This is a genomic window from Archangium sp. Cb G35, from assembly GCF_001896145.1.
GTDB classification, from domain to species: Bacteria; Myxococcota; Myxococcia; order Myxococcales; family Myxococcaceae; genus Archangium; species Archangium violaceum.
On record NZ_MPOI01000008.1, the window covers coordinates 222,902 to 243,052 of the forward strand.

The 20,151-nt window shown below is 69.1% G+C and carries 20 protein-coding genes; 12 read left to right on the forward strand and 8 right to left on the reverse strand.

Annotation, left to right across the window (positions count from 1 at the left end):
* The first annotated feature begins 3 nt into the window (after window positions 1–3).
* The 6 genes from BO221_RS25050 to BO221_RS25075 all read left to right on the forward strand — a co-directional run bounded on the left by BO221_RS25050 (window position 4) and on the right by BO221_RS25075 (window position 4,812).
* Window positions 4–936 carry a glutathione S-transferase family protein gene (locus BO221_RS25050; RefSeq protein WP_073563015.1) on the forward strand — a complete coding sequence of 311 codons (933 nt, stop codon included), beginning with the start codon at window positions 4–6 and terminating at the stop codon, window positions 934–936.
* A gap of 109 nt (window positions 937–1,045) precedes the next feature.
* A complete protein-coding gene (locus tag BO221_RS25055) occupies window positions 1,046–1,522 on the forward strand; it encodes an ABA4-like family protein (RefSeq protein ID WP_073563016.1) in 477 nt (158 codons plus the stop codon).
* Window positions 1,522–2,487: a hypothetical protein gene (locus BO221_RS25060; protein ID WP_083681344.1), complete on the forward strand. Its 966-nt coding sequence runs from the start codon at window positions 1,522–1,524 to the stop codon at window positions 2,485–2,487. Before BO221_RS25055 ends, BO221_RS25060 begins: the two co-directional genes overlap by 1 nt.
* 66 nt (window positions 2,488–2,553) lie before the next feature.
* Window positions 2,554–3,330 carry an AAC(3) family N-acetyltransferase gene (locus tag BO221_RS25065; RefSeq protein ID WP_073563017.1) on the forward strand — a complete coding sequence of 259 codons (777 nt, stop codon included), beginning with the start codon at window positions 2,554–2,556 and terminating at the stop codon, window positions 3,328–3,330.
* 89 nt (window positions 3,331–3,419) lie between these two features.
* A complete protein-coding gene (locus BO221_RS25070; protein WP_073563018.1) occupies window positions 3,420–4,025 on the forward strand; it encodes a PH domain-containing protein in 606 nt (201 codons plus the stop codon).
* A complete protein-coding gene (locus tag BO221_RS25075) occupies window positions 4,015–4,812 on the forward strand; it encodes a PH domain-containing protein (RefSeq protein ID WP_073563019.1) in 798 nt (265 codons plus the stop codon). The genes BO221_RS25070 and BO221_RS25075 overlap by 11 nt, the downstream gene beginning before the upstream one ends.
* 4 nt (window positions 4,813–4,816) lie before the next feature.
* Here BO221_RS25075 and BO221_RS25080 read toward each other — a convergent pair whose 3' ends face one another.
* From BO221_RS25080 to speD, 7 genes are read right to left on the reverse strand one after another with little or no spacing between them, the layout of a single operon-like run.
* Window positions 4,817–6,400 (reverse strand): hypothetical protein, encoded by a 1,584-nt coding sequence (locus tag BO221_RS25080; RefSeq protein WP_073563020.1) that lies wholly within the window; start codon window positions 6,398–6,400, stop codon window positions 4,817–4,819.
* Between the two features lie 51 nt (window positions 6,401–6,451).
* Window positions 6,452–8,086: an FAD-dependent oxidoreductase gene (locus BO221_RS25085; RefSeq protein WP_198956181.1), complete on the reverse strand. Its 1,635-nt coding sequence runs from the start codon at window positions 8,084–8,086 to the stop codon at window positions 6,452–6,454.
* Entirely contained in the window at window positions 8,077–9,573 is a 1,497-nt protein-coding gene (locus BO221_RS25090) for a polyamine aminopropyltransferase (protein ID WP_073563022.1), read from the reverse strand. Before BO221_RS25090 ends, BO221_RS25085 begins: the two co-directional genes overlap by 10 nt.
* A 27-nt stretch (window positions 9,574–9,600) precedes the next feature.
* A complete protein-coding gene (locus BO221_RS25095; protein ID WP_043402496.1) occupies window positions 9,601–9,828 on the reverse strand; it encodes a DUF350 domain-containing protein in 228 nt (75 codons plus the stop codon).
* 5 nt (window positions 9,829–9,833) lie between these two features.
* A complete protein-coding gene (locus BO221_RS55500) occupies window positions 9,834–9,983 on the reverse strand; it encodes a hypothetical protein (RefSeq protein ID WP_198956182.1) in 150 nt (49 codons plus the stop codon).
* Window positions 9,984–9,998: 15 nt separating this feature from the next.
* Window positions 9,999–11,900 carry a DUF4178 domain-containing protein gene (locus BO221_RS25100; RefSeq protein ID WP_073563023.1) on the reverse strand — a complete coding sequence of 634 codons (1,902 nt, stop codon included), beginning with the start codon at window positions 11,898–11,900 and terminating at the stop codon, window positions 9,999–10,001.
* Complete coding sequence (gene speD, locus BO221_RS25105; protein ID WP_233166250.1) at window positions 11,897–12,223, reverse strand: S-adenosylmethionine decarboxylase; 327 nt, start codon at window positions 12,221–12,223, stop codon at window positions 11,897–11,899. The genes BO221_RS25100 and speD overlap by 4 nt, the downstream gene beginning before the upstream one ends.
* Window positions 12,224–12,446: 223 nt before the next feature.
* On the opposite strand from speD, the gene BO221_RS25110 reads away from it, so the two are divergent.
* Genes BO221_RS25110 through BO221_RS25120 form a run of 3 tightly spaced genes read left to right on the forward strand, consistent with a single transcriptional unit; the run spans window position 12,447 to window position 14,682 of the window.
* The gene (locus BO221_RS25110; protein ID WP_233166251.1) at window positions 12,447–13,370 is read left to right on the forward strand and encodes a GPI inositol-deacylase; all 924 of its coding nucleotides are present in this window, start codon (window positions 12,447–12,449) and stop codon (window positions 13,368–13,370) included.
* A gap of 8 nt (window positions 13,371–13,378) precedes the next feature.
* A complete protein-coding gene (locus BO221_RS25115) occupies window positions 13,379–14,128 on the forward strand; it encodes a hypothetical protein (RefSeq protein ID WP_143195662.1) in 750 nt (249 codons plus the stop codon).
* Window positions 14,125–14,682, forward strand: coding sequence for a hypothetical protein (locus tag BO221_RS25120; RefSeq protein ID WP_073563026.1), 558 nt, complete (start codon window positions 14,125–14,127; stop codon window positions 14,680–14,682). The genes BO221_RS25115 and BO221_RS25120 overlap by 4 nt, the downstream gene beginning before the upstream one ends.
* Window positions 14,683–14,702: 20 nt before the next feature.
* On the opposite strand, the gene BO221_RS25125 is transcribed toward BO221_RS25120, so the two are convergent.
* A complete protein-coding gene (locus BO221_RS25125; RefSeq protein ID WP_073563027.1) occupies window positions 14,703–17,876 on the reverse strand; it encodes a CHAT domain-containing protein in 3,174 nt (1,057 codons plus the stop codon).
* A 230-nt stretch (window positions 17,877–18,106) separates the two neighbouring features.
* On the opposite strand from BO221_RS25125, the gene BO221_RS25130 reads away from it, so the two are divergent.
* The 3 genes from BO221_RS25130 to BO221_RS25140 are packed head-to-tail and all read left to right on the forward strand — an operon-like array spanning window position 18,107 to window position 20,086.
* Entirely contained in the window at window positions 18,107–18,898 is a 792-nt protein-coding gene (locus BO221_RS25130) for a peptidylprolyl isomerase (protein WP_073563028.1), read from the forward strand.
* Between the two features lie 11 nt (window positions 18,899–18,909).
* Entirely contained in the window at window positions 18,910–19,644 is a 735-nt protein-coding gene (locus BO221_RS25135; protein WP_233166252.1) for an alpha/beta hydrolase, read from the forward strand.
* A 28-nt stretch (window positions 19,645–19,672) separates the two neighbouring features.
* Window positions 19,673–20,086: a secondary thiamine-phosphate synthase enzyme YjbQ gene (locus BO221_RS25140; protein ID WP_073563030.1), complete on the forward strand. Its 414-nt coding sequence runs from the start codon at window positions 19,673–19,675 to the stop codon at window positions 20,084–20,086.
* Window positions 20,087–20,151: the final 65 nt, after the last annotated feature.

Below are 20,151 nucleotides of genomic sequence, written 5' to 3' on the forward strand. Positions count from 1 at the left end.
GGCATGTCACGACTCGTCCTCCACCACTACCCGCGCTCTCCCTTCGCCGAGAAGGCCCGCACCATTCTCGGCTTCAAGGGCCTGCAATGGACCTCCGTCTTCATCCCGCCGATCATGCCCAAGCCGGATGTGCTCGCGCTGACGGGCGGCTATCGCAAGACCCCGCTCCTGCAGATCGGCGCGGACATCTATTGTGATACGGCGTTGATCGCCGACGTGCTGGAGCGGCTCGCGCCCACGCCGACGCTGTACCCCGTGGAATCGGCCGGGCTGGCACGCACCCAGGCGCAGTGGGCGGACTCCGCGCTGTTCTGGGCCGCCATTCCCTACACCTTCCAGCCCGCGGGCCTGAAGACCATGTTCGAGGGTCTGCCGCCCGAACAGGCCAAGGCATTCCTCGCCGACCGCGCCGCCTTCCGCGCCAATGTGCCACCCATGGCCGCCGCGGAAGCCACCGGTGCGATGCGGCTGTACCTCGAGCAGCTCGAAGCCCAGCTCGGGGATGGCCGGCACTGGCTGCTCGGCGCTTCCACGAGCATCGCCGACTTCTCCGTCTACCATCCGCTCTGGTTCATCCGCCGGGCCGGTGCCGTCGCGAGCATCCTCGAGTCCCACCCGCGCCTGATGGCCTGGATGGAGCGCATGCAGGCGATCGGTCATGGCACCTACGACAAGATGGAGAGCGGTGAGGCCGTCGCGCTCGCCGCCGCCAGCAAGCCGCAGCCCACGGACGGTGAGGCCTTCCTCGACCTGCACGGCCTCTCGCGAGGCGCACGCGTGACGGTCGCCCCCACCGACTACGGCCTCGACCCGGTGGAGGGAGAGCTCGTGCTGGCGCGCCCCAATGAGGTCGCGGTCCGGCGCGTGGATGCGCGCGCGGGCGAGGTCGTCGTGCACTTCCCCCGCCTCGGTTTCCAGGTCCGCAAGGTCGAGTAGGAGCCAGGGGCTCGCCCACCGGCGGGCTCTCGCATCGCCCCATGTTGACACTGACCACATCCGATGTTTACATGAGAAACATCAAGGCGGATGAACCGCTGGAGGAGCCATGGACGGCGAGCTGATCCTGAAGGTGTTGAACGTCCCGGTGCTGGTGGGGTGGGCGTCGATGCTCCTGGCCCCCCGGACCCGGTTCACGCGGTGGGTGCTGGAGAGCGACGTGATTCCCCTGGTGATTGGCGCCGTCTACCTGTGGCTGGTGGCGCCGCATCTGCCGGGGTTGCTCAGCCAGTTCGACACGCTGGAGCACATCGGCGCCGCCTTGCAGCGCCCCGGCATGCTGCTCGCGGGGTGGATCCACTACCTCGCGTTCGACTTCCTGGTGGGCCGGGTCGTGCTGGCGGATGCCCAGCGCCGTGGCATCCCCCACCTGCTCGTCGCGCCCTGCCTCGTCCTGACCTTCCTGCTCGGCCCCACCGGCTACCTCGCCTACGCGGCCGTCCGTCTCTTCACCCGGCGCTTCCTGCCCGCCATCGCCTCGCTGCCCCAGCCGGCCGCTCCCCTGGCCCACGAAGGAGTCCGCTGATGTCCGCCACCACCTCCGCCCCGTCCATGCGCTCGCTCTGGAACCGTGCCTGGACCCTGTCTCCGCCCCTCGCCATCTCCACCGTGGGCATGGTGCTCGGGGCCGTGCTCACCACGCTCGGGCTGTTCCTGGATCCCCGGCAGCTGGTGGGCGAGCCCATCTGGCTCAAGCCGATGAAGTTCTACGTGTCGTTGGCCGCGTACAACGCCACCGTGCTGTACTTCTTCTCCTTCCTCTCCGAGAAGCGGCGGCTCGTGCACATCTCGGGGAACATCCTCGCCGCGGCGGGGGCCCTGGAGATGGCCGCCATCACGCTCCAGGCGGCGCGCGGGGTCCGCAGCCACTTCAACATCGCAACCCCGTTCGACGCCGCCATCTTCAGCACGATGGGCATCGCCATCACGGTGCTGTGGGTGACGATGATCGTGCTCGCGGCCGCCCTGCTGCGCTCGCGGCTGGCGGATCGCCCGCTCGCGGCGGCACTGCGCATCAGCTTCATCGCGGCGGTGATCGGCATGGGGCTCGGGTACTTCATGACGAACCCGAACGCGGCGCAGCTCGAGGCCATGCGGGCCGGGCAGCGGGTGGTGGAAGCGGGCTCGCACACCTTCGGCGCGCCGGACGGTGGCCCGGGGCTGCCCCTCGTCGGCTGGAGCACCCAGGCCGGTGACATGCGGCCGGCGCACTTCCTCGGGCTGCATGCCATGCAGGTGCTGCCCATCCTCGCAGCGCTGCTCGCGCGCCGGCGGCACCTCTCCGAGGCGCAGCGTCTGGCCGCCGTCCGGGCCACGGGCATCGCCTACACGGGAGTGATGCTGGCGCTCGCGATGCAGGCGCTCCGGGGCCAGTCCCTCGTCCAGTGGGACGCGGTGGGGCTCTGGGCCCTGGCGCTGGTGGTCACGAGCGCCCTGGGCACCGCCGCCGCCACGCTGCGGCGCCCGCCCGTCTCCGCCGCGGTGGCCTGACACCGGGGCGGGTCCCCATCGTAGAGTCCCAACGCCTTCCTTGAACCCGGCGGACGGAGCGACACGATGGCGGAGATGAGCATCGAGCAGGTCACCACCCAGCTTCGTACCCTGGGTGTACGGCGGGGCGGCGTTTTGCTGGTGCACACGTCGTTCAGGGCGGTGCGCCCGGTGGAGGGGGGCCCCCTGGGGTTGATCGCCGCACTGAGGTCCGCGCTCGGGGACGAGGGCACGCTGGTCATGCCGACGATGACCGATGGTGAGTCGATCTTCGATCCCGCCTCGACGCCGACGTGCGACATGGGCATCACCGCCGAGCTGTTCTGGAGACAGCCGGGCGTCCGGCGCAGCACGCACCCGGGAGGCTCGTTCGCGGCCGTGGGCCCGATGGCCGAGCGCATCTGCGCACCCCAGCCGCTGGCGCCGCCACACGGCCCGGACAGCCCGGTGGGCCACGTCCACGACCTCGCCGGGCAGGTGTTGCTCCTCGGCGTGAGCCACAGCGAGGACACGACCCTGCACCTGGCGGAGGCCATCGCGGGGGTCCCCTACTCCATCGAGCACCCCTGCGTCGTCGAGGCCGACGGTGCCGCCCGCACCGTGATGATTCCCGAGACCGATCACTGCTGCCGGGGCTTCAACCGGGTCGAGGCGCCGCTGCGTGCGCGCGCGTTGCAGAACGAGGGCTTCGTGGGCCACGCCCAGGCACGTCTGTGCGACTCCCGCGCCATCGTCTCCGTGGCGCTCGAGCTCCTCGCGTCGAACCCGCTCGTGTTCCTCTGTCCGCCGGAGGAGCACTGCGAGGAGTGCGACCTGGCGCGTGCCAGCGTCCGGAAGAAGTAACGCGGCGGCGGGACCTGGCCGAAATCCTGGGGGGTGTTCGCAATCACTGGCTCGCCTGATACGTAGCGTGGATCTGGAGGAAGGGATTCATGAGCCAAGAGAACTCCGCGCTCGAGCAGCCGGACCCGGCCCCACCACCGGCGGTGTGGGGTCCCATCCCCCGCCTCCCCGCGACGCTGCGTCCGCATCCCAACTTCCTCACCTACTCCGCGCTCGAGTCCCTGCTTCTCGGCCCCGCGTTCTGGGTGAAGCTCCTGTACTCCTACTTCCGCTTCCGCACGCTCGTGTACGAGGTGGATGAGGAGGGCATCACCATGCGCTGGGGCATCCTCTTCCGGCAAGAGGTGAGCCTCACCTATGCCCGCATCCAGGACATCCACCTCACCAGCAACGTGGTGGAGCGGTGGCTGGGGCTCGCTCGCATCCAGGTCCAGACCGCGAGCGGGAGCTCGAAGGCGGAGATGGTCATTGAGGGACTTCAGTTCTTCGAGCCGCTCCGGGACTTCCTGTACTCCCGCATGCGCGGCAGCCGGCCCCGGCCCGGAACGAGCAAACCTCACGAGCCGTCCCGGGCCGCATCACCGGAGGCGGCGACGCTCGAGGAACTGACCGCGACACTTCGCGAGGTGGCGAGCGAGGTGCGCGCGCTGCGGGAGGCCATGCGGCCCCCTTCGGGAGGCTCTCGTGCCGACTGAGCGGCTTCGGAACTGGGTGCTCCAGGTGGCGCGGGTTCCTCCGGAACCGAAGCCCCCGGAGGGTGCGTCTGATTCGGTCCGCGTCTTCCGCGCGGCCTCCGCGTACTACCGCTACCGCCTGGTGCGCTGGGGGCTCGCCCAGTTCGGCGGCGCGGTGGGCCTGGTGGCCGGCTACGTGATGCTGCCCCTCTGGTGGCGGTGGCTCCGGCTCCCCTTCGTCATCGAGTACGCCCTGCTGATCGAAGGCCTGGCCTGTGCGGGCTTCCTCCTGCAGCTTCTCATCAGCTACACGGTCCTCCGGCTGGACTACGAGCTGCGCTGGTACCTGGTCTCGGACCGCGGCCTGCGCATTCGCGAGGGAGTGCTCTCCACTCGGGAGCAGACGATGACCTTCGCCAACGTCCAGCACGTGGGCATCCGGCAGGGCCCCCTCCAGCGGCTCCTGGGCATCGCCGACGTGGAGGTGTGGACGGCGGGAGGTGGAGAGACAAAGGGAGACGCTGGCGAGCATTCACACGACGGCGGGCTGCACGTGGGCTACCTGCGCGGAGTGGACAACGCGGCGGAGCTTCGCGCCGGCATTCTCGACCACCTCCGGCAGTCCCGCGACTCCGGCCTGGGGGACCCCGATGACGAACAGGGTCCGCGGCCCTCGGGCGAAGCCACACTCCCAGCGCCTCCACGGCTCCTGGAGGCCGCCTCGGAACTCCTTCGCGAGGTGCGCCTGCTCCGCCAGGAAGCCGCGCGCTCCTCGGCCTCCCAGCGGGCGGACACGCCCCCGGAGTGACGCATCACTTGCACAGGTACTGGCCAGTCGCGCCGGGAGCCGGTGAGTACGTGGTGTTGTTCGGGCAGACGCAGCATCCCGATGGCAGCGGGCTGCCCGGGCTGACGGAATGGCAAGACGTGCTGGGATTGAAGGGCACGTTCACCGCGCAGAGGGGATGCGAGGTGGAGAAAGCCACCGACAGGCCGAAGGGCACGTGGTTCGCGTCGCCATTCCACACCACGAAGGGCGTGGGCAGGGTCTCGGTGCGCCTGAGCTTGGCATCGCTGGTGCCCAGGGGTGGCGGATAGAAGCCGGAGGCTCCGAAGGTGGCCCCGCCTGTCTCGCTGATGCGTGCCGCGGGAAGGGCGGCCCTGGCCTGATCATGCAGCGAGCGCATGACCTCGTACGGGGTGGAGAGCCCCGCGGGAACATCGAAGGAGTAGTCGGTGCCCTCGTAGCTGAGGGTGTAGGTGCCCGGTGACGCCACCGTCACCACCTCAAGGCCCACCGAGGCCTCCACACCTCCGGGAGCGTTGAACTCGTGCGGCACCGGATTCGTCCACCGCTCGTCGATGAGGCCGTCCACGTTGAAGCCAAGATCGATCGAGATGTTCGCCGCATCGAAGTTCTTGGGGGCGACGCGCGGATCGAGCGGTGCGCTGGCGGCGGCGTTCTTGTCGAACTCGATGCGGACGGGGCCGTCCATCGGGACGATGACGAAACGGTCATAGCCCCGGCGCTGCGTCCCCTCGTTGGCGAGGCTCAGCAGGTAGTTCTTCTGCGTGGTGGAGAGCGGCCTGCTCGCGGCCAGGCTGTCGTAGGCAATGCCGATGAAGGGGTTCGTGCCCCCCATGCCGGAGGGCTCGAGCTCGACGACGCGCGCCTCGGGGAACCAGTCCCTGCGCGAGAACAGGACACTCATGGCCTGGACCCTGCCAGTCGGCGCCACGCTCTTCGCCTTCCAGTCCGGGAAGACGGGCTCGGCGTAGGAGTCCCCGACGGAGGCGAACGGCGGGTAGCGATGAAGCGGGTGCTTGTTCAGGCCGTTGTTGTCGGCATCCATGCCGAAGTAGTGGAAGTCGGCGACATTCCCCAGTCCTCCCAGGTCGTAGAGCATGCCCGTGCGGTAGAAGTGGACCTCCAGGAAGTCGATGTCGAAGGCACCCACCTGGGTGAGGAACGGATCTCCAGGCCTGGGAGGACCCAGGATGGCGTCATTGGCCAGGACCGACAGGTCCACGACGCCATTGTTCTGCAGCAGGATGTCCCGGGCGCTGTCGTGTCCGGACAGCAGGGGGGACATGTATGACCATTCGGTGGAACCCATGCCGTTGGTGCCGTAACCAAAGTTGGCGTTGAGTTGCACGGCCTGGCCGGGGCGGTAGTCGTACGCGACGACCTCGAGCTCACCCATGCGCAGGCCGTGCACGAGGGAGGAACGAGCGGCGAGGGCGGAGCGGGCCGAAGGAGCCGTGGAAGCCCCCGCGGCCCGGCTCATGTCACTGTCGACGAGGCGGGTGGTGAGAGCCCACTTCTCGGATTGGGAGGAATCATCGCAGGCGGTGGCACCGACAGCGGTCAGGAGCAGGAGCGGGAGTAGGCGCATCCCGCCAGCGTACTCCCGGACAACCGTGGCCGGGTATGGGGGGGGGCGGCCTCAGAGCCAACTCGGGCCCGTGCGGCCCAGGCCCTTCAATGCCTTCTCAGCCGCCTTGACGCCGAACCAGTTGGCCTCCTCGAAGAGGGCCATGCCGCCCAGGTCCGAGTGCGCGAAGTGCAGCGACTCGCCCAGGCTCTCCTGTGCCGCGAAGCGCGCAGGGCCCCAAAGGAAACCGGGCGTGGGCCGCACCATGGCATGGCCCCAACGCATGACCTCCAGGCGCCGGGCCAGCGGGGCAATGTCCTGATGCGCGGCCAGCATGTCCGCCATCACCAGTCCCTCCCACTCGGCGTAGCCGGCGGAGAGCACCTTCTCGCGCTCGGCCTTCACGTCCAGCCCGGCCATGGGCAGGTACCAGGTGAACACCGTGGGCCCGCGCTCGTCCATGCGCAGGCCCTGGTGCGTGGCCACCACGTAACCCAGGCTGCGGCTCTCGTAGAAGACGTTGTCCCACGCCAGCGGGAAGCCATGGGACGCCGGCTTATCCGACAGCGTCAGGTTGGCCACCACCCACGGCCCGTACTGGAAGGCGCCCAGCCACTCGGGGCGCTTCCCGCGCCAGGGAGCCACCACGTGCGCCGCCACGAAGCGCGGACAGGCCAGCACCACCTGCCGCGCCCGGTACGCCCGGGGCCTGCCCGTCGCCGCCTCCAACGCATCCACCCGGCAGCCGCCCTCCACGGGCTCCACCGAATGCACCAGCACGTCCCGCTCCACCTGCCCCGGCGCCAGCGAGGACAGCAGTTGCTTCACCAGCTGGCCATTGCCCTCGGGCCAGCTCAGGAAACCCTCGCTGCGCTCGCCCTTCCCGTCCTGCCGCGCGGCGAAGTACCAGATGCCCGCCCACGCGGAGACGCCCTCGGCCGTGGTGCCGTAGTCGTCCCGGCACGCGTAGTCCACCAGCCAGCGCAGCCGTGGCGAGCGGAAACCCTCCGCCTCCATCCACCGCGCCATCGTCACCTTGTCGAGCGCCGTCCACTCGGCGTCATCGCTGGAGAGCGCCGTGGGCACCGCGAAGGCCTTGCGCCCCTTGGCGTCCCGCGCCGCCGCGAAGGCATTCATCCTCGCCTCGAAGCGCTCCAGCTCCGCCAGCTCCGCCGGGCTCGCCCCCGCGCGCAGGTAGAGGCCCTCGTACCAGTCGCCCTTGTAGAAGAGGCGCTCCTCGGGCTCGCGGATGAGCAGCTCCTCGGCGTAGTCGGGATAGCCCTGCGCGTCCACGCCCGTCACCGCGCCCATCTCGTGCAGCAGCCGCATCACCGGCCCCGAGTCCACCAGCGGCGCCGGCAGGTAGTGCGCGCCCCAGGGGTACGCGGACACCTCGTTGCGCCCCGAGCGGGACGTGCCTCCCGGCTCCGACTCCAGCTCCAGCACCCGCACGTCCTTCACGCCCGCGGCCGCCAGCCGCCACGCCGCGCTCAGGCCCGCCACGCCTCCGCCCACCACCAGCACGTCCACCGCCTGGGCCTCGGCCGCGCGCGGCAGTGCCCCGCCCCGCAGCTTGTGCCCCACGTCCACCGCCCGGTCCACGATGGCGCCAGGCACCGGCTCGCGCGAACGCGTCCGCCGGCACGCACTGGCCGCCACCGCCGAGCCGAGGAACGCGGCGACGAGCTCCCGCCGCGTCAGTTCCACCGCCGCCACTCCTCCTCGTAATAATGGACGAGCACCTGGTTGTTCAGCCGGTTCACCTCCGCCGGCAGCGGGCTCATGTCCATGGGGAAGTGGAAGAGGCCCTCGTGCGTGTCCTCGGTGAGGAAGCGCAGCCCCTCGGGCATCGGGCGGCGCGGCGGCACGGGCTCATGTGCCACCAGCACGTAACCCCACTCGCCGAAGGAGGGCACCAGCGCGTGGTAGGGCTGCGTCCAGAAGCCCGCCGCCTTCAGCGTGGTGTCGATGCACCAGAAGGAGCGCCGGGCGAACATCGGCGAGGTGCTCTGGATGACGGCCACACCCTCCGGCGCCAGCCGCCGCTTGAGCAGCTTGTAGAAGCCCGTGGTGTACAGCTTGCCCAGCGAGAAGTTGTTGGGGTCCGGGAAGTCCACCACGATGACGTCCCACGTCTCCGGCTTCTCCCGGAGGTACTCCATGGCGTCCGTGTTGATGATGTGCATGCGCGGATCCGCCATCGCGTGCGCGTTCAACTCGGCCAGCTCCTCGTAGCGCGTGGCGAGCCCCGTCATCGCGGGATCCAGGTCCACCAGGGTGACATTCTTCACCTCGGGGTACTTGAGGATCTCCCGCGCCGCGAGCCCATCCCCACCGCCGAGCACCAGCACGCGCTCCACCCTGCCCGCGCGCACCAGGGCCGGGTGCACCAGGGCCTCGTGGTAGCGGTACTCGTCCAGGCTGGTGAACTGCAGGTTGCCGTTGAGGTACAGCGAGAAGCCCCGCTTGCCGCGCGTCAGGACGATGCGCTGGTAGGGCGAGCTCGTCGCGTGCACCACGTCATCCGCGTAGAGGTGCTCCTCGGAGAAGTTCGTCAGCCGGTCACCCAGCACGAGCCCCACCACCAGGAAGAGGCTGAGCGCCACGGCCTTCACCCGCAGCCGCAGGGGGTGGGCCAGCACGGGCGCCAGCAGCCACGTGCTCCACAGGCCCACCAGCGCGTTGAGCAGCCCGAAGAGCAGCGAGGTGCGCACCAGCCCCAGCTTGGGCACGAAGAGCAGCGGGAAGGAGATGCTCGCCGCCAGCGCTCCCAGGTAGTCGAACGTCAGCACCTGGCTGACCAGGTCCTTGAACTTGAGCTCGTCCTTGAGGATGCGCAGCAGCAGGGGAATCTCCAGCCCCACCAGCGTGCCAATGACCAGCACGCTGCCGTACAGCGCCACCCGGAAGATGTCCGTGAGGGCGAAGGTGAGGAAGAGCATCGGCGCGCACAGGCCGCCCACCAGGGCCACACCCAGCTCGATTTCCACGAAGCGCTGGGGGACCCCGCGCTCGATGAAACGCGAGAGCCAGCTGCCAATGCCCATGGCGAACAGATAGCTGCCAATCACCGTGGAGAACTGGGTGATGGAGTCGCCGAGGAGATAGCTCGCCAGCGCACCCGCGATGAGCTCATAGATGAGCCCACACGTGGCGATGACGAGCACGGTGAAGAAGAGGAGCGTTTTGTTCAAAGCGGGTACTGCCTGTGCGGCGGGGCGTCAGCCCGAGATGGCCGCGGCCACGATGATGGCCAGGCCGAGGATGAAGGAGCCCATGACGAGACCGAGGGCCGTGTTCTGGTCCACCTCGATTTCCTTGTGCACATCGAAGGGCATGATGAGCCGGAAGACGAACAGGCCCGCGACGAACACCGCCAGACCGACGAGCGAGTACACGAGGCTCGCCAGCAGGTTGTCCAGGCTCACCACCACTGACAGGACTCCCAGGAACATCACTTCCCTCCCATGAAACCGCCGGTCCAAGTTCGCACGCCGCTGCCGCGTGCCACGGCCTGGCCACGCTGCGAACGGGTGAAGGGCTCACAGCCGGTGAAGGCCACCACGGCATAGAGGATGACGATGATTCCACCGATGAACTTCATGGACACCCTCTCTTCTCAATCATCCGAGCCGGAACCCAGGTTGCTCTCCGCCCAGCGCGCCGACTCGAAGCTGGAGGAGCGGAAGAAGGCCAACGCGGGCGCGATGAACAGCATCACCAGCGCGACGCAGAACCAGGAGCCACGCGGCGTGTCGCTCACGAGCCTCACCTTGTAGCTCTGACCTAGCGAGGGCCGGCCGTCGAAGAAGGCCGTGGTGCGCAGCACATAGCGCCCCGGGGCCACCGCGGACAGGTATTCCGTCTCGCGCTGGCTGCCCTCGCTCCACGAGCCGTCCGAGTCACGGCCGGAGTACATGCTCACCTCGTCATAGAAGCTGACGGCCTCGCCGGTCGCCTCGTTCACCAGGTCTCCCTGGACGCCGAGCCAGGAGTTGTTCACCTGCCCCCACAGGTTGGCCTCCACGTTGCCGCGCTTGCGGATTTCAAAGGGCTCGCTGAAGGCCATGGCCGAAGGCGTGCCGGACTGCGCGTCCGGCTCCAGGCGGACCTCCTGCTCCAGCACGGTGCGATTGTCGGCGATGATGTTGGCGGCGAGGAAGACGGCGAGCAGCACCGTGGCCCAGATGCCCGTCCACTTCCAGGTGCCCGCGCTGGAGTTCGGGTTGGGCTGGCTGGGGGCAATCCCCTCCGGCTTGGGCAGGGGCTCCTCGAGCTTGAAGGCGTCCTTGATGACCTCGGGGGCCACGTACTCGCCGAGCGTGTACGTCACCTCGTTGTCGGTGCGGTCCACGTTCACCGAGAACGGGGGCGCCACGTACTCCTCGGCCTGCGCCCGCTCACCGGCCTGGACCTCCCAGTAGAACTCGCCGAGCACCGTCTCGGTTTCGGCGGTCACGCTCTGGAAGGCCCGGTAGCGCCGGTTGTCCAGGTGCGCGGCGACGCCCGGGGCCACCGCCACGTCACCCGCGGCCAGCGGCTCGAGGATGGTCCAGTGCCCGTTGGACTGCATCAGCCAGATGAAGCCGCGCTGGCGGTTGAAGAGGAGGTACTCCTCCCACGGGTAGCGGACCCCCTCCACCCTGCACGAGCGAATCAGGAAGCCGATGCACACCCACTCGACGTCCCGCAGCTTGCCCTTGGCGCCCAGGGGAATGAGCGGCGGGTGCTCCGGCTTCTCCAGCAGTTGGAGGAAGGACAGCTTGCCGCGGCTCGCGTCCAACAGCGCGCCACAGAAGGGGCAGGCCACGCGTTTGGTGCGGTCCGGCGCGCGCAGCTCCAGCGGGCCGTTGCAGTTGGTGCAGCGCGCCTGCTGCAGCGCCACCTTGCGCACCTTGGGCCGCAGCTGGTCCGGGGGAATGCCCAGCTCCGTCAGCTTCAGCTTCTTGCCGACGTAGACCTCGGGGTCGTTCGTCGCGGTGCCGAAGTCGAGCGTGACGAAGACGCCGCCCGGGCCCGTGGCGTCCACGTAGTGGCTGTCCGCCGTCGGGTCCACGTCGCTGGGGAGCTGGCCCGCGGCGGCCACCACGTGGCCGTGCCCGCGCTCCTCCACCACCAGCCGGTGGCCCTGCAACGTGAAGCGGTGGCCGGGCTCGAAGTCCTCGAGCACCAGGTCCGGCTCGGTGCCGGAGGCGATCATCAGGTGGAAGGCCCCCTCGGACTCGGAGAGCCAGCCAGTGCGCCCGTCGTCGAACTCCACGTACCACTCGTCCCAGGGCCCCGCGCCGTGATCCTTCTGCAGGTGGCCCACCAGCCGGTAGCCGTCGCGGCCGATACGGCCCTCGGCGTTGAGCTGGAGGGGCGAGTCGGTGTCGACGATGGCGCCGATCTTCCCGTGCGCCTCGAGGTGTTTGCCCTGACGGGCCACCACCGTCTGACAGTGGCCACACACCACGACCAGTGCGGTGCCCGCGGAGAACTCGACGGGAGCTCCACAGGAAGGACAGTTGCCCTGCGTCACGCCTCCACCCCCCGGGGCAGCTCACGGACGCGGCAGGAGGCCGCGCCCAGGTGCCGCGCCACCAGCGCCTCGAAGTCCGGGCGCTTGCGGGTGCGGCAGCAGTAGACGTTGAGCGCGGCGAAGCCGTGCTCGGGGAAGGTATGGACGGCCAGGTGGCTCTCCGCCAGCAGCGTGAGGCCGGTGATGCCGCCCGGCTCCGGGAACACGTGCCACTGCGGCTGACCCACCACCTTCAGCTCCAGCAGCACGATGAGCTCCTCGAACAGGGCCGCGAGCGCAGCCGTGTCCTTCAGGCGCTCTGGCGGGCACCCGCACACATCCACGAGCCATTCCTGTCCGGTCGTCAGCGTCCTTCCTCCCCTTACGAGCCCCACCTTCTATCACGAGCCCCCCGCCTGTGTGTGCTGGAGAACGGACGGGCCCGGCCCTGGTACGCTGAGGGCCCGTATGTCTCGGAAGGATCTCGTTTCCCCTACCCCGCCCCCCCCGCCCCTCGAGGGGGTACGTACTCCCCGTAACGCTCCGCGGCAGCCCGCCCCGGGGGCAGTGGCCCGGCTCCTGCGGTCGCTGAGGGAACTGCCCGAGGCGGTGCGCGAGCCGGGCCCCGGGAGCAGGGGGCTGGCTGGGTGGTTCAAGGCGGAGACGCCGCCGCCCACGGACATCACGGCCCGTTTCCGCGAGGTGCACCACCGCGTGCGCGAGGGCGAACCGGTGCTGCCGGACGAGGCGCGGCGGCACCTGTACCTGATGGTGAAGGGGATGTTGGGGGACGAGGTGCCCGGCTATCTGGAGGACAACCAGGCACGGCTGGAGAAGCGGGGGCTGGAGACGCGGGAGGTGGCGGTGGACACGGAGGGGCGGCTCGCGGACAACGTGGAGGTGGTCCGCGAGGCGCTGCTGGACGCCATCCACTTCCGCCGCTCGGTGGTGCTGGTGGGGCACAGCAAGGGGGGTGTGGAGGCTCTGAGCACGCTGGCACTCCACCCGGAGTTGCGCCGGCACGTGCGCGCGGTGGTGACGCTGCAGTCGCCGTTTGGCGGCTCGGTCATCGCGAATGACCTGGTGACGACGCCCTCGCTGCGGCGGTTGCTGGACGTGACGTTTCCCTCGCTGTTCCAGGGGGACGCGGGCTCGGTGGAGGACCTGTCGTACGCGCGGCGGATGGAGTTCGTGCGCCAGCACCCGCACCCGATGGACATCCCCACGGTGTCCCTGGCGACGTCGCGGCTGTCGAGGCGCTCGCTGATGAGGCCGCTGTGCGCCTACGTGCACGAGCGCTACGGGTGGGCGTGCGATGGATTGGTGAACACGGTGGACGCGGAGGTGCCGGGCTCGCGGGTGGTGCGGCTGGACGACATGGACCACGCGGAGGCGGCCCTCACGGGCCTGCCCGGCTTCTCCAACTACTACCCGGGCGACCTCACCGAGACGATGGTCGCCCTGGCGCTCGAGACGCGCGTGGGGCCATAATGAGAGAAATGGGATTTCCCGTCAGCATCCGCTCAGTCCTGCTCGGGCCGTGCATGCTCCTCGCGGCCGCCTGTACGGCACCACGTCCGAATCCGTATGTCGTGACTCCCAACCCCGGTGAAACGCTGACGAGCATTCCCGGTCCGATGCCGGATTTCGGTCCATACACCCAGGTCTCGGAAGCCCTCCTTGCCGCCTGTCCGGTCATCATCGGACAGCCCCATGCGTCCATTCCGGTGTCGAGGGGGGATCAAAACTTCAGCGTGTACTGGAGGACGGCGAGCGAATACTGCGCCTGGCTGTACTCCATCGATGGGACGCAGGTGGAAATGAGCCTGCTGACCACGAGCCCCGTCCAGGATGACCCAACCCGGCGGCGATGTGATCTCCCAGCCCAGGTCGTTGACAGGCGCCAACCCGAGGCCTCCGTGGCCTACCTGGTGATGCTCCACAATCACCCCGGAGGCGAACGCATTTCACCCCCCGACCTCCAGGCCATTGCGGAAATGGCATGCATCCATGGCCCCACGACGCGGCTTGAAGGACAGCAAATCTCCATCAGCATCGCCGCCTTCTTCGGCGAAGTGCGGGATGGGAAGCCGGAATGCGCGGGCTTCTATCATTATGTCCCGGCCCGAAGTGACGAGATGCTCCGGTACACGATCGACAATGGCCGGTTGATGAGGAAGGTGGTCGCCCGCGTGGACTGGTCAGAGAATGGGATTCCGAAGATCCTGCCCGTTGAGGAGCGGCCATGAAGGCAAAGAGCCTCGCGCTTCTGCTCATCTTCATCTCCGTGGGGTGTCTCCACCACCGCGGCTGGATTCAGAACCAGGACCCGAGCATTCGGGTGCCCGGCTATGACGCCATCATGGCGGGTGCACCCATCGATGGCCCTACGCTTCGAGCGCTCCAGGTCGCCACCAACGATTTCTTCCCTTCCTGGGGCCCACTGCGCGCATGCATCGACACGCCCGAAGCACACAAGTACTACGCCGTCCGGCGCGGCGAGGTCATCTACGTGGCGATCTTGCAGAACCCCGGCTACTGCGGTCGCGCGCACTCGTCCCTTGATTCGGGAGTGAGGTACGCGATCGGTGTGGATGGCCGTATCCTCCGCCGGCTGCTCGACGGGGAGCCGGCGTTGGACACGCTCGAGGAGGATGGCGTCGAAGATGGCGGCTCCGCGCCCACCGACCTGGACGGCGGGACCACGGCAATCGACGTGACCGTCCCTCCAGATGCTCGGGTCAGCTTCCCCGTCGTCGCGGACGGGGGCATTCCTTCGCCCGACGGAGGGACGCCGCAATAGCGGCACCTCGAGGCACTGCATCACGCCGCGGCGGTGCTGGCCACGGCGGCCGCTGGAGCGAAGCGCGCCATCACATCCCCCACGTACACGTAGGACAGGTACGTGGGAGACGTCCTCGCCTCGCTCTGACGCAGACGCCGGAGCGCCTCGCCCACCGGGAGATGCTTCTCCCACAGGTCCGACACCAGTTGCTCCACCGCGTTGCGCGCATGCGCGTCCTGCACCGGCCACAACGGCGCGATGAAGCCCGCGAAGGACTCGCTCACGAACGTCTCGGCCCAGCCGCCAATGCCTCCGAGCATCTCCGTGGCCGTACCCACCTCGCAGGCATTGAAGATGACGAGCGGCCGCGACTTCTGCCCCAGCATCACCATGGAGTTGCGCACCTCGAGCGTCCTCAACTCCCCGTCCTCCAGGAACACGCAGGAGGGCGACACCTCGTTGTTCGGGCTGTACTTGCCGTGCCCCGCGAAGTGCACCAGCCCCACGGTGGGCGCGTAGCCACCCCCCAACAGGTTGAACACGGGCTGGCGTCTGCCAGCGACACGCACCGCCCGGAAGCGCTTGGAGAGCTGCTTCGACTCCTCCTGCGCCTGCGGCAGCGGCGCCAGGTGCGCGTGGTACTGGTAGTCCGGCGCGATGGTGAGGATGTCCCCGTGTGACAGGCGCGCCGTCATCGACGTCTGGTAGTCCAGCAGCCACCGCGCCACCGGATGGTCCATGCACAGCAACCCCGCGTCCGGCACATCCGAGGGCGCCATCAGCTCCCAGGGAATGTGCGGATCATCCGTGATGAACTGGATGGGGAAGCCCGGCCCGTACTCCTCGCGCAGGGCCCGGAACGTCTCCCGGAAGGCGTTGGGCGTGCGCTGGTAGAGCAGCTTCCCCAACCCGAGGAACCAGGGGAAGTGCTCGCCGGAGCGCAGCTCGCGCGCCGTGGCGGCCACGCTCTGGAAGAAGGCGGACGGATCCGAGCCCAGATCCAGGTCTCCCGAGAGCCGCGCCGGCAATCCCTTGCACGGCACCGACACGTGGAGCATCCAGTACAGGCGCCGCGGGTTGCTCTTGTCCAACCGGTGGATCTGCACCGTCAGGTGGGGCTTCTGCGCACCGGCCTCGAGGGCGAACGTCCCTCCCTCATACACATCCTTCGCGGACGCGGGCGCCGGCCCCGCGGGCGGTGTCGACGAGGAACGCGAGGAGGACGGATCCACACCACCCGAGCCAGCGGACTCGATGAGGATGCGCCTGCGGGCCGCGCCGCAGAACCGCCCGTTGAACTCGAAGGTAGCCACCACGGTGAGCTCACCCGAGGCGCCCGGGTTGACGGTGCCGGTGAGCGTGGCGGCGATGGAGGCCTCGTTGCGCCGCACCAACACCACGCCCGTGTCCGCCCCGGGACGGAACGTCATCTCCGAACAGAGCAGCCGGACCTTGATGGGGAGCTCCTGCCAGTCCGGCGCCAGTCCGGAAAGGGTGACGCCCGCGGACTCCGTCACCGCGCCCACCTCGGCCAGTGACAGGTCCACCGTGAGCGGAAGCGCCTGCCCGGCCCGCGCGGGCACGAGCGGCTCCACCGAGGGATAACGGGTAATGGCCTGCCCCTCGTCCCGCGACACCGGAGGCTCGGTGGGCTCCGGCGCGGGCGTCACCAGGGTGCTGTGCTGGAGAAGCACGGGCACCACCGGATTCGTCACCTTGCGCTGCGTATCCGGATCCGGCGCCGGGGCTCCCGAGGTGTGGAAGCTCACCAGCTCGTTCACCACGTCCTCCCCGTCCTCCGGCAGCTCGCCCGCGCGGTGGAAGACGGCGAAGACGTCCGTCACGGGGATGACCTCGGGGCCGCCCTTGACGCTCACGCGGTACATGCCGGCCGGCAGCGGCGGCAGCGTGCCCACGTGGAAGCCATCCGCATCCCGCTCGAGCTCCGCCACGAAGGTCTGCTGCGTCTTCACGTGGGTGACGAAGGCCCGGAGCGAAACGGGCTCGGCCGAGGGACGGACACGCACCTTCACCGGCTCGTCGTGCGCGTACGCATCCTCGATGTGCAACGAGAGCTGCCTGGCCGCCTGCTCCGGCGCCCGGTACTTGTCGAGGTGGATCTCCTGGCCGGTGAGCACACCCTGCACGTGGGCCAGCACCTCGAAGGCGTTCTGCAGCGAGGCGTGGGACGTGGGGCTGTACATGACGCGCGAGTGGTGCCGCTCCTCCAGGGGGAAGGCGGAGACGCGCGGCACGGTGCCATCACCGCCGTGGTCCGTGCCGTCCGGGTCGCTGTAGAGCATCTCCACCGCGCCGGACGCCTGGACGCGCACGCCCTGCAGCGTGGGCTGGAAGGTGCCCACCACGGGGTGGAGGTTGTAGCCCTGCTCGAGGTACGCGGAGCTGCGCGAGTTGGCCAGCATCGCGCTTTCGATCTCCCGCTGGAAGGCGAGGCCCTGCGCGGCGCGGACGGGGTCCAACCCGCCAATGCCCTTCGCCTCGCCCGGACGGACGAGGCTCCCGTCGGGCATCTGCACGCACGGGTAGATGGGCAGCAACTGGTACGCCGAGGGCAGCGAGCGCACCATCTCCGTCAGATCGAAGAGGTTCACCGGCCCGAGGTCCTTGCGGAAGCCCAGCGCGAGCGCCTGCAGCGCCATGAACGAGCCGCGGTGGGGCGTGCCGAAGGTGATGAGCGCGCGGGTGTCCTTCCAGCCGCCGAGGCACTCGAGGAAGTAGCGCGAGACGACGCCGCCCAGGGAGTGACCCACGAGGATGAGGCGCGCGTCGGGATGGCCCCCGTGGCTGTTGCGCCACGCGTGGAGCCAGCGCGGAGCCTGCTGGGCGAGCCGCTTCGCGGTGAAGCGGATGTCACGCCGCCAGTCGTAGGGGAACTCGAAGAAGTTGGCGCCCGGGATGAGGCCGAGCTGGCTCACCAGCGTCTCGGCCACGCGGGTGTAGCCGTCCACCTTCCACAGCCCGGGGATGAGGTGCGTGTCGGGAAGCATGGCGGTGGCTTCCACACCATCGTCGGCGAGCTCTCCCCCGCTGTCGGACTTCAGGGTGAGGGACTTCACGCTGCCCGTGCCGCTGAAGATCGCGCGGAAGATGGCGCTGCCCGACAGCCCCCAGATTTCCTTGCCGTCCCGCTTGAGCACGCTGCCGAGCAGACCCGGCAGCAGAACGACGACATCCTTGATGACGGCGGCCATTGCTTCCTCCAGAGAGGGACACCCACCCCCAGGCGCTCTACGCTCGAGCTCCAGGAGAACTGACGATAGCGGGGATTCTACGGTTCCGTTCCGACTGGCCGGATCCGCCGGACGGTACGGCACTGAACGCTCGGAGCGGACGTGCGCGGTTCTGAACACCGGTTCAGAGTGGTTCATTCCTCGACGAGCCGGGTTGCGAGCCTCCGTTCGCTTTGTAGGATGCCCGTCCCATGAGCAATCGACTGCTGAAGACCGGACTCCTGCTTCTCGCCCTGACCGCCTGCAAGGACAAGCAGGCCGAGACGACTCCTCCCCCGAGCGCGACGCCGCCCGCGGCCCAGAAGCCCGCGGCTCCGCCTCCCGAAGCCGCGCCCGCGACGCCTCCGGCGGACACGCAGGCCGCCAACCAGCCGAAGGTCCACGGCTCCAGCCCGGTGCCCCGGACGCAGGCGCCCGCGGAGAACCCGGGCCCCTGGCAGAAGAAGGCGCTGGAGGGCCAGGAGCTGTTCGCCACGATGGACACGAACCAGGGCACCATCGTGTTGCGGCTCTTCTCGAAGGCCTCGCCGCTCACGGTGGCGAACTTCGTGGGCCTGGCCACCGGTGAGCAGGCGTGGACGGACCCGAAGACGCGGGAGACGAAGAAGGGCACGCCGCTGTACAAGGACGTCATCTTCCACCGGGTCATCCCGGGCTTCATGATCCAGGGCGGAGACCCGGAGGGAACGGGTTCGGGCTCGCCGGGCTACAACTTCGAGGACGAGGTCCAGAACGGCCTGCAGTTCGAGAAGTTGGGCCAGCTGGCGATGGCGAACCGGGGACCGGCGACGAACGGGAGCCAGTTCTTCATCACGACGTCGGTGCCCGAGCACCTGACGGGCCGGCACACCATCTTCGGCGAGGTGGTGAAGGGCTACGAGGTGGTGGATCGCATCTCGAACGTGCCGACCGCCGAGCGCAACAGGCCGCAGAAGGACGTGGTGCTCAAGAAGGTGACGATCAGCGACGAGCAGCCCAAGTAATGAGGCATGCGATGCGACGTGTGAGCACGCGCCTGGGCGAGCTGGACTGCCAGGTGGTGGATGGGGTGGCCGAGGGAGCGAGCCCGGAGCTGGCGGTGGTGCTGTGCCACGGCTTCGGGGCGCCCGCCACGGACCTGGTGCCGCTGGCGATGGAGCTGGTGGCGCTGAAGCCGGAGCTGGGACCGAAGGTGCGCTTCGTGTTCCCGGCGGCGCCGCTGTCACTGTCCGCGCTGGGCATGCCGCACGCGAGGGCCTGGTTCAACCTGCCCCAGGAGGTGCTGATGGGGCAGGAGCGCGACTGGGACAAGTTCGCGGTGGCGACGCCGGAGGGACTGGCCCAGGCGAGGCGCGGGCTGATGGGCCTGCTGTCCGCGCTGTCGGCGGCGACGAAGCTGCCGTATGGGCGGATGGTCCTGGGCGGGTTCAGCCAGGGCGGGATGGTGACGACGGACGTGGCGCTGCGGTTGGAGGAGGCTCCGGCGGGGTTGTGCATCCTGTCGGGGACGCTGATCTGCCAGGACGAGTGGAAGCAGCGGGCGGAGAAGCGCAAGGGCCTGCCGGTGTTGCAGAGCCACGGGCGCGTGGACAGCGTCCTGGCGTATGGCCAGGCGGAGCGGCTGAATGAGCTCCTGACGGCCGCGGGACTGCCGGTGGAGTTCCTCCCCTTCAACGGACCGCACACGATCGCGCCGGAAGTGCTGGAACGGATGGCGGAGTTCCTGCACGCCCGTCTCACGAGTCGTTGAATCCATCCCGGCCCCGAGGAGTCGAGCCATGTATCGCGCGAAGGAACTGACGGTGGCGACGCGGGGCCGGGGCTTCTACGACATCACGGGCGAGGTGCAGCGAGCGGTGGAGGAGAGCGGTGCACGGGAAGGCCTGTGCACCATCTTCCTGCACCACACGAGCGCCTCGCTGCTGCTGTGTGAGAACGCGGACCCGGACGTGCGGAAGGATCTGGAGTCGTTCTTCTCGCGGCTGGTGAAGGACGGGGACCCGCTCTTCCGCCACGACGCGGAGGGTCCCGACGACATGCCGGCGCACGTGCGCACGGTGCTGACGCAGAACTCGCTGAACGTGCCGGTGAAGGGCGGCGAGGCGAACCTGGGAACGTGGCAGGGAATCTACGTCTGGGAGCACCGGACCTCCCCGCACCACCGCCGTGTCACCGTCTCCGTGGTGAGCTGAGCCCCTCTCGTGCGGAGCGGCCCGGCCCCCGGCGTCCGCGCCGCCAGGGAAGCATCCGCGCGGCG